Source organism: Acidovorax sp. 35-64-16 (genome assembly GCF_002281195.1).
Lineage (GTDB): Bacteria > Pseudomonadota > Gammaproteobacteria > Burkholderiales > Burkholderiaceae_C > Acidovorax > Acidovorax defluvii.
Genome location: NZ_NCFM01000066.1, coordinates 1 through 9579, shown reverse-complemented (window position 1 = coordinate 9579; position 9579 = coordinate 1). Strand labels below are relative to the sequence as shown.

Genomic DNA, 9579 nt, shown 5'->3' with positions numbered 1-9579 from the left:
GAGGCCGTCTCCGCCCAGGGTGTGCCGTGCTACCAGGGCAGTTGCTCAGAGGTCTACCTCGAAAAAGCCTTTGACAACACCGGCTGGCGCCCCGCGCAGCGCTTGCCTGTGGCGCGCCAGCTGGGCGAAAGCAGCCTGATGCTGCTGGTGCACCCCACGCTCACAGCCGCAGAAGTCGACAAAACAGCCCGGGTGTTGACCGATGTGCTGGCCCAGGCACAAGGCCTGGCGCGGGGTGTGGCTGCGGCCACGGCCTGAATGCGCCGCCCCGTGCAGGCAGCGCAGACAACGCCGGTGCGGTGGTGGAAGGTGGTTTTCTGGCTGGCTGTTGTGACGACCGCCGTGGTGCTGCTGGTGCCCGGCGACAGGGTGCTGGCTGCCAAGGTGTGGGTGGCGTCGTGGCTGCCGTTTGCGCAGGTGCTGGACCAAGCCGATTTCACCGAGCATTCTGACAAGTGGGTGCACCTGGGGCTCTTTACGCTGCTGGGCACCTTGGCTGCGCGTATCTGGTGGGGGCTGGGGGTGTTCAAGACCGCCGTGCTATGGTTGACGCTGCTGGCTGTGGGCACCGAGTGCTTGCAGCACTACATTCCGGGCCGCGGGGCCAGCGCGGCAGACTTGATGGCTGATGTAACGGGCTTGGCGATGGGCAGCCTGTTGTGGCGGGCCCTGCGCCGCTGGGGCCAGCCCCGAAGCGCCCGGGCTGTTGATTACTATTGATGTGTTGTTACAAAAACCAGGTCAGTGATGTTGAGAAGTAACTCTGTGGTGCGCTTTTTGGTGCACATGCCCCGCCCGGTCAAGCGGCTGGTGGCTTTGGTTGCCGATGCTTTGCTGTGCATGGTCACGGTGTGGCTGGCGTTGTGCCTGCGCCTGGAACATTGGGTTGTTTTGCAGCCGGCGCATTGGGTGGCGGTGCTGGTGGCGGTGGTGCTGTCGGCGCCCATTTTTCTGTCATATGGGCTGTATGCCAGCATTTTCAGGTTTGCCGGCTGGCAGGCCATGCTGGCGCTTACCCGGGCCATGGTGGCTTACAGTCTGGCCTACATCGCTATTTTTACCGTGATCGGCATCAACGGCGTTCCCCGCACGGTGGGGGTGATCCAGCCGCTGCTGCTGTTTGTGGGCGTGGGCGCAAGCCGGGTGCTGGTGCGGTTTTTTCTGGGCGACCTTTATCGCAGCATCCTCAACAAGCGCAAGGCAACCGGGGTCATGATCTATGGTGCGGGCTCTGCAGGGCGCCAGTTGGCATCGGCCCTGGGCCATTCGCACGAGCAACGCATGCTGGGCTTTATTGACGACAACCCGCACCTGCAGGGACGCCGACTCGACACCGTGCCGGTGTATGCACCGGCCGACCTGCCTGGGTTGCTCGAAAAGCTGCAGGTTACCGATGTGCTGTTGGCCATTCCGTCGCTGACACGCCAGCGGCGCCTTGCCATTGTTGATTTTTTGCGGCCCTTTCCTGTGCATGTGCGCTCCTTGCCGGGCGTGGCCGAGCTGGCAAGTGGCAACGTATCTTTGGGTGATTTGCACGAGCTCAACATCGAAGACCTACTGGGGCGGGATTCTGTGGTGCCCGACTCCAGCCTGATGAGCAGGCATGTGCACGGCAAGGTGGTGATGGTGACGGGTGCCGGTGGCTCAATTGGCCAAGAGCTGTGCCGTCAGATAGTGCAGTGCGCACCCCAGCGGCTGCTGTTGGTAGAGCTCAACGAGTTTTCGCTTTACCAGGTGTTGCAAGATTTGCAGGCGGTGTTGCTCAAGCACGATGGCCCTCCGGTAGAGCTGGTTCCCTTGCTGGCGTCGGCCCGCGATGAAATCCGCATGACCGAGATTGTTGCCACCTGGCGCCCTCACACGGTTTACCATGCCGCAGCCTATAAGCATGTGCCGCTGGTAGAGCACAACATGCTCGAAGGTGTGCGCAACAACGTGTGGGGCACCTGGGTGTGCGCGCGCGTGGCGGCGGCCCATGGTGTGGGCAATTTTGTGCTCATCAGCACAGACAAGGCCGTGCGGCCCACCAATGTGATGGGCGCCAGCAAGCGACTGGCCGAAATGGTGCTGCAGGCCATGGCGCAGCAGCCGGGCATGCACACCTGTTTCACCATGGTGCGCTTTGGCAATGTGCTGGGTTCTTCGGGTTCGGTGGTGCCACTGTTTCGGCAGCAAATTGCCCAAAATGGCCCGATCACCCTGACCCATGCCGACATCACGCGGTATTTCATGACCATTCCCGAGGCCTCGCAATTGGTCATGCAGGCTGGGGCCATGGCCCACGGCGGGGATGTGTTTGTGCTGGACATGGGCGAGCCCGTGCGCATTTATGACCTGGCTTGCCGTATGGTGGAGTTGTCGGGCCTGCGGGTGCGCAACGAGGCCAATCCTCACGGAGACATCGAGATCCGCATCACCGGCCTGCGCCCCGGCGAAAAGCTCTACGAAGAGTTACTGATAGGCGACGGCGCCCAGCCCACAAGCCACCCCCGCATCATGAAGGCCCAAGAAGCCTATTTGCCATGGCAGCAACTGGAAGCCGAGCTCCATGCGCTACAAAGCGCCATGAACCGCGTCGACATGCAGACCGTCAGAGCCTTGTTGCTGAAACTCGTCTCTGGCTACCAGCCTGCCAATGGTTTGGTGGACTGGGTGTACCTGGAAGCCCAGCGCCAACAAATTCATAGCCACCAAAATCAGGCCCACGCTCAGCAAACTGGCCGGGTCGCCAACGACGGCACGGTGGCCAGCCATCAAGCCCAGCAAGCAGACCGCAAAACGCCCGGAGCAGCAGCAGCACTGGCAACCTGATCTTTGCCTGATCTTCCCAAAAAACTGGCGCCCTCCACCTGACAATCCGGGCCAGGCAATCCACACGGAGAGTCCAGCGTGTTGACGCGGCAAACACCGCAAACAAAGCAAACACAGCTAACGTTAACGGTTGGGCCCATTCCAGGCTGCTATTAAGCTGGGCAAAAGCTCTTGTTCAGGTCAAGTCCCCAATTCCGTTCGGTTGAGCCTAGCCACCTACTGGGGCTGAGCACCCATTCCACTCAGGCGGAGCTCCGATTCCGTTCTGGCTGATGAGCATGTCAAAGCCTGGTCAATACAAGCCCTCAGCCCGCCCTTGACCCGCGTTGCGCTTCAATCGCCCACGCTTTGTGCATCAGGCTCCACAGATCTGGCGCGCGGTGTCTTGACACTGCTGGCCGGCTGCTTGCCCAGGGGTTTGATAAATGTGCCAGCCAGAAATGCCGCTGTAATGGCCAGCGCCGGGATGTGCATGTTGAATTCCACCCAGCTGTGCAGCAGCAGGGCCAGGGCGCCCAAGCCAGCAAAGCTGCGCAGTGTCACCTCAGCCGTCATGCGTCGCGCGCTATGGATTGCACGCCACAGGCTGAGCACCTGTAGCACCAGCAGTGCGCAAACCATGCCCGCAATCAGCACGGCGGCGGCGCCCAGTTCCATCAGCAGCTGCGGGTAATCGTTATGGGCGTGTGGCACGTAGCCGGGTGTCTGCAAGGGTTGGAAGCGTGGAAAAACCGCCTCAAAACTGCCCATGCCACTGCCCCAGGGCCAAAAAGTGCGGGCAGCATCAAGAGTGGCCAGTGCATAGGCGTTGCGCACCTCTGAATCGGTTTTGAGCTGTATGCCTTCAAAGCGCTGGCCCAGAGTATCAATTTGCACTGAAAACAGTGACAAGACAGCGAAGACAATAAAAGCCGCAAGAACCCCAAGCTTCTGTAGGCGTGTGAGCTTGCTGCCCAGGCTGAAAAGATAAAAGAGCACGGAAATCAGCAGCACCAGGGTGACGGCGATCAACCCGCCCCGAGAACGCGTGCTCAGCACCATGACAAGCATGCCAAAGCCGCCAAAAAGCCACAGGGGCATGGAAGCATTGAGCAATCGCCCGGCCGCCGAGTGGGAGTGCCTGCTTTTTTTGGGCCTTTGCTGAGCGACCAAGAAGTAAAACCACACAGGCACCAGCATCGCCAGGAAGTCTGCCAGGTGGTTTCTGTTGTTGAAGGTGCCGATGACACCGCCAACGCTGGACTCAAAATACAGCGGGCTTTTCGGCCCTTGGACAAACTGCAGCAGGCCCAGAACGCATTGGAATAGTGCACTCAACAGCAGCAGCTTCAGCAGCTTTTCAGAGCTGTTCTGGTTGAAGAAGACAGCCGCCAAAAAAACCGCCATCACCGGCACAGCGGACCACAAAGCCGCCCAGGTGGCAGAGGGGTGCAGGCTGAGGGGGAGGCTGCTGGGTGTATTCACTCCCGCAGAGGCGAGCGCAGAAAGATAGGGCTCCCGCCCCGCAAGACCAGCCCAGAGGCTGCTGCTGACAGGAACCAGTTGCAGCAAACCAACCCACACGGGGCTGGACGCAACCAGTACGACCAAAACCCACCACCATACCGGGCGCGAGGGAGAAGTTTCTGCCGCTGATGCAGAGAAAAATGCGCCAGTATCAGGGTGGTGGCCTGGGAGAAGCCGGTAGGTTGCTTGTGCCAGCAAAATAGCCAGCACCGCCATGCCCAGGGCAAGCAAAACCGTTAACGCAATTTGCCGGTTACCCCCCCGTACCAGCGGGGCCAGCAGCAAAATGGCAGAAACACATAAAAAAACCAGCCAATGAACCCATTGGCTGGTTTTTTTTGAACTGGAAAGGCTATTTGAGCTCAATCACTGACCGGAAACAGGGCTGTTGTTGCTGGAGCCGCTTGCCCCAATCAAAACAACACCGGTGCCTGCGAGACCAAGGATCATATTTCTGGCGCTGTTATCAATTTGGGGGGCGCTAGCGGGTGGAGGAGGCATCACGCCAGCGCCAATGGGAGCTTGCGCAACTTGGTAGGCAGGAAACATGTGCTTGACCGATGCAGAAACTTGCGCACAAGGCGTCTTGGCGCTAACGCTCAGGTGCTGATTGGCACCCAAGGCGACAGTGCAGCCATTCTTCAGCACCAATGTTGCTTTTCCGCTACTTGATACAAGAATCGAGGTGCCCTCCGCCACGGGAGTGCCGTTGGTGGCGCGGCTGACAACACTTTTGCCGCTGACGCTGACAGTGCCACTAACGCTCTGGAGCGAACCAATGACATCCTGTGCACTGACGGTAAAAGCGCTTGAGGCAAGCGCCGCAAGCAAGGCAAATTTCTTCATGGTTCACTCCTGGGTACTATTTGCATCAATCCTACCACTGTTTGCGGGAAGTGCCATGCGCTCCGTTGTAAGCGGCGCACCAATTGTTTGGCGACTGAACAGATTGCCATGACGGGAGGGCTTGCGTTCATTGTGTTGCCTCTTCTGGGTTTAGATGCCTGAAATCCCATTCAATGTTTGTGGTGGCGCGCACCCTTGCCATGGTGCTGGCTGCGCAGCTCTTCCAGCCGCGCGCGCAGGGCGGTGTCGGGCACGAGTGCGCTGGTGGCTTGCCCGGCATAGATGGCGCCGTCGTTGCCGTCGAGCGTGATCACCTCGTTTTCGGCCAGGGTCTGGCTGCCGATCTGCACGGTGCGGGCGGCCTCGTCGATGTGCAGCGCGGTGCAGCCGACCAGGCAGGTTTTGCCCATCTGCCGTGCCACCACGGCGGCGTGCGAGGTGCGGGCCCCGCGCTGGGTGAGCAGGCCCTGCGCGCCCTGCATGGCGGCGATGTCGCTGGTTTCGGCGTCCTGGCGCACCAGGATGGCAGGCAGGCCCTGCTGCGCCAGGCGTTCGACCGCCTGCGCATCGAGCGCAATCGCGCCCGACACCACGCCTGAGCACGCCGGGTTGGCCTGGGCCAGCGGGGCGGGTGCGTTGTCGGGGTCGTCGCTGGCAACCATGCGCACGGTGCCCAGCGCGGCGGCGTCGATGGCCTGGGTGCGGTGCAAGGCCTCGGCGCTGTCGATCAGCCCTTCGTCCAGCAGGTCGAGGGCGATGCGCGCGGCGGCCAGCGGGGTGCGTTTGCCCGAGCGTGTTTGCAGCATGTGCAGCACGCCGTCCTGCACGGTGAACTCGAAGTCTTCCATGTCCTGAAAATGCTGCTCCAGCGCCTGGGCCGAGGCCTGCAGCTGCTTCCAGGCTTCGGGGGCCACGGCGGCCAGCGTGGCGTGGCCATGGGCGTTGCGCCGGCCCGAGACCACGTCTTCGCCCTGCGCATTGGCCAGAAAGTCCACCCACAGGCGGGGCTCGCCCGTGCTCGGGTCGCGCGTGAAGCCCACGCCAGCACCCGAATGCCCGCCGGTGTTGCCAAACACCATGCGCTGCAGAATGACGGCGGTGCCCATGTCGGCGTCGATCTGGTTGATGCGCCGGTACTCTGCGGCTTTGTCGGCGTTCCACGAGGCAAACACCGCCGCGATGGCGCCCGAGAGCTGTTCCTGCGCATCCTGCGGGAAGGGGCGGCCCGCATGGGTTTCATACAGGGCCAGAAAGCTGCGTGTGAGCTGGCGCAACTGGCTGAAATCGAGCAGCCGCTCATCCTGGCCCTGGGTGACTCGGGTGATCTCGGCCTCGAACAGGCTGGCGGGCAGCCCGGCCACCACTTCGCCGTAGCTGGCCACCAGGCGCCGGTAGGCGTCCCAGGCCATGCGCGGGTTGCCGGTCTGGCGCACCAGACCGGGCAGGGTGTGGTCGCTCAGCCCGATGTTGAGCAGGGTTTCGAGCATGCCCGGCATCGACACCGGGGCGCCCGAGCGCACCGACAGGATCAGCGGGTTGCGGTCGTCGCCAAACAGCAGGCCGGTGCTTTCCTCCAGCGCATGCAGGCCCACGGAAAACACCGGCAAAAAGCAATCCTGCGGGGCGTGGGTGTAATGCGTTCCGATGACCAGTGCCACGGGGACGTTGAGCCCGGCCTCGGTCATGCGGTGCAGGTTGTAGCCTTTGGCACCCATGGTCTCCGGCGAGGGCTTGTGCAGGTGCTGGCTTGCGGGCGTGCGCACAAGATACAAATGCTTGGGCAGGCTGGAGCTGGATTTCATGCCGACATTCCTGTTTTGTTGAGCACCATCTGGCGCAGTGCATAGCCGGCCCGCAGCAGGTTGTCGGTGGCGTTTTCCAGCGTGGCGGCCAGGTCGTTGGCCAGCATCAGGTCCACCGGGGCGTTGCGCAGGTTTTTGACCATGGCGGTGCGCGCCTGGCGAAACAGTTCGTCGCACTGGCGCTCGGCGCGCAGCATGCGCCACAGGGTCTGCAGGAACAGCTCGCTGTCGGGGCCGTCGGCGCGCTGGCTGGCGTGGCGGGCAATTTCAATGGCCTTGACCTGGTCCTGGATGGCGGCCAGTGTCGTGGCCGCCAGCTGGCACAGCGCTGCGCGCACTTCGGCGGGCAGCCCGGGCGCGGGATGGATGAGGGTGAGCGAATGCATGAAGGTGGCTTCTTCGAGCGCGTCGGCCACGTCATCGGCTTTGGTCAGAAAGTCCACCACCGGCAGCCAGCGCGCACGCCGCTCGGCCCGCTGGCGGGCATCCATGAGCAGGTGGTCTGCCTGGCGCTCCCAGTTTTTGGCGCGCAGCACCTGGGCCTGGGTCTGGGCGGCATCGCCGGGGTTCTCCAGTGCGTCGCACAGGCCCTCGGCCAGCGCGTGCGTGTAGGCGGCGTGCTCGGCCAGCAGGTCGAATTCAAAGGTGCGCTGGCGCAGCATGCGGGCCAGCAGCAGGTGGGCCTCGTCGGCCACCAGCGACACGGGCTGCTGCTGGCGCAGCACCATGCTGGAGATGCGCAACAGCTCCAGCAGGTAGGCGCTGGCGGCGGCTTCACCCAGCACGTCGTCGAGCCGGTCGCCCACGCGGAAGGCTTCGCTGTCCACGGCCTGCATGGCGTTGTAAACCAGGCGCTCGGCGCCGGCCAGCAGCCAGGCCATGTGGCCCCAGTCGTTTTGCGCGGCCTGCGCCAGCAGCTGGTGCGCCCGGGGCTTGCTCACAAAATGCTGCAGGCGCTTGCGGGCCCGGTTCCAGTCGATCACGAAGACGATGCGTGATGCCACGTTCTCCAGGCCGGTCTGCAGCTCGGCATTGCTTTGCGCCTGCAGCCGCGCCTGGCCCACAAGGTAGGGCTTGCCGGCGTTGAGCCCTTCGGAAACCCGGGGGTCGAACACCTCCCAGCCAAAACCCATGTCTTCGAGCATTTGCCGGAAAAACCCGAAACGGCCTGGGTGCAGGTCGGAGTAGGTGAGCGAGATCGTGCTGTCCTGCACCTCGATGACCAGCACGTGGACGTCGTTGGTTCCGATGTCGTTCTGGATCAGCAGCCGCGGGCCGTCGCGCGTGACGGCGGTGTCAAGCCCGGGGTGCGAAAACTTCAGATCGGCGGTGCGGTGCAGGCCGCGCATGAAGGCGCGGATCAGCGGGCGGTCATCGTCCTGCACCTGCCAGGTGTGTGCGCCGTCCACGTCTTCGGTGGCCATTTCACCCGACAGTGCATTGATCTGCTTGTGCAGGTCCATGACCAGCAGGTGCAGGCTGTCGCCGCGCTGGCGGTCGCCGTGGGTCAGTTCGGCCAGCGCGGCGCGGCGCAGGCCCTCGTCGTCGGCCAGTGCATGGAGCTGGAGCAGCCAGTGGTCTCGCCGCACGGTCAGCGCGTCTGCGCTGGCCTGGCCGACGTCGCACAGGGGGCGGGCCATGGTGGCGAGGTCGTTTGACAGCGCCTCCAGCAGGTTTTCCATGTGGGGCAGGATCAGCAGGTCGTCGTCGTAGTAAGCGCCGCTCAACATTTCCGGGGCCCAGGGGGCGTCTTGCAGACCGGCGTGCGCGATGTCCGTCTCCCAGCGTCCTACCGGCCCATCGGGCGTGGACGCATGCTGCGCCGCCGATTGCAGCAGGGTGAGGTACAGCTTGAGCCGGTCGTTGGCCGCCAGGGCAGCCTTGATCCACGCGGGCATCAGCAGCGAGGGCTGCCCCAGGGACGCAACCGCTTTTTCCTTGAGCATCAGGACGTTCTCCGCTAATACAGGTGGTGTATTAACGCCTGCGGGAATGGCAGGCTGATGACAGCCCCGCAGGGCCTGCGGGGTAGCCTCCCAGAAGGTTTTGCATTCAATCGGATAACTAGGCGGGGAGTCGCAGACAGTGCTTTAGCACGGCAAGGCGACCCAACGACGTTATACGTTTGAAGGCAAAACCGTATCAGCCGTCCTGCTGCGCCGTCAGGGCGGGCAGGTAGATGCGGCAGAACTCCTCGGGCATGCGCCGCGGCTTGCCGCTGCCCAGCTCGATGCACACCAGGTCCCAGCGGCCGCGCAAAAGGGTGGCCTGGTCGCTGTTGCGGATGAGCTGGAAGCGCCGCTCCATGGTCAGCTTGCCGTCGCTGGCCACCAGCCAGGTGCCCAGGGTGAGCGCGTCTCCCAGAACCGAAGGCAGCAGGTAGTCGTATTCGCTGCGGCGGATGGCCATGGCGCGGTTCAGGCGGTGGTAGTCGTGCAGGTCCAGGCCCAGGGCCTGCGAATGTGCCCAGGCGACCCTTTCGCACCACTGCACGTACACGGCGTTGTTGGTGTGGTTCAGGCCGTCAATGTCGTGTGCCTGCGGTGTGGCGGGCAGGGTGAAAGGCTGTGGATGGTCCCAAGGCATGCGGGCGATTGTCGCCTGCGCCATGGGG

The 9579-nt window shown here is 63.2% G+C and carries 7 protein-coding genes and 1 pseudogene; 3 read left to right on the top strand and 5 right to left on the bottom strand.

Annotated elements, in window-relative coordinates:
• The 3 genes and pseudogenes from B7Y64_RS18700 to B7Y64_RS18690 form a co-directional block, all read left to right on the top strand.
• Window positions 1-258, top strand: a pseudogene (locus B7Y64_RS18700) (hypothetical protein); the annotation flags it as partial.
• Window positions 259-720, top strand: coding sequence for a VanZ family protein (locus B7Y64_RS18695; protein WP_291329570.1), 462 nt, complete (start codon window positions 259-261; stop codon window positions 718-720).
• A gap of 27 nt (window positions 721-747) precedes the next feature.
• Window positions 748-2811 carry a nucleoside-diphosphate sugar epimerase/dehydratase gene (locus tag B7Y64_RS18690; RefSeq protein ID WP_291327239.1) on the top strand — a complete coding sequence of 688 codons (2064 nt, stop codon included), beginning with the start codon at window positions 748-750 and terminating at the stop codon, window positions 2809-2811.
• 333 nt (window positions 2812-3144) lie between these two features.
• On the opposite strand, the gene B7Y64_RS18685 is transcribed toward B7Y64_RS18690, so the two are convergent.
• The 5 genes from B7Y64_RS18685 to B7Y64_RS18665 form a co-directional block, all read right to left on the bottom strand.
• Window positions 3145-4197 carry an O-antigen ligase family protein gene (locus B7Y64_RS18685; protein WP_291329568.1) on the bottom strand — a complete coding sequence of 351 codons (1053 nt, stop codon included), beginning with the start codon at window positions 4195-4197 and terminating at the stop codon, window positions 3145-3147.
• 486 nt (window positions 4198-4683) lie between these two features.
• Entirely contained in the window at window positions 4684-5163 is a 480-nt protein-coding gene (locus tag B7Y64_RS18680; RefSeq protein ID WP_291327242.1) for a hypothetical protein, read from the bottom strand.
• Between the two features lie 170 nt (window positions 5164-5333).
• Window positions 5334-6965, bottom strand: a complete 1632-nt coding sequence (locus tag B7Y64_RS18675) for a PEP/pyruvate-binding domain-containing protein (RefSeq protein WP_291327243.1) — start codon at window positions 6963-6965, stop codon at window positions 5334-5336.
• Entirely contained in the window at window positions 6962-8911 is a 1950-nt protein-coding gene (locus B7Y64_RS18670; RefSeq protein WP_291329566.1) for a DUF47 family protein, read from the bottom strand. Before B7Y64_RS18670 ends, B7Y64_RS18675 begins: the two co-directional genes overlap by 4 nt.
• A 196-nt stretch (window positions 8912-9107) precedes the next feature.
• The coding region (locus tag B7Y64_RS18665) for a thioesterase family protein (RefSeq protein WP_366614618.1) at window positions 9108-9579 on the bottom strand (472 nt) is incomplete at its 5' end.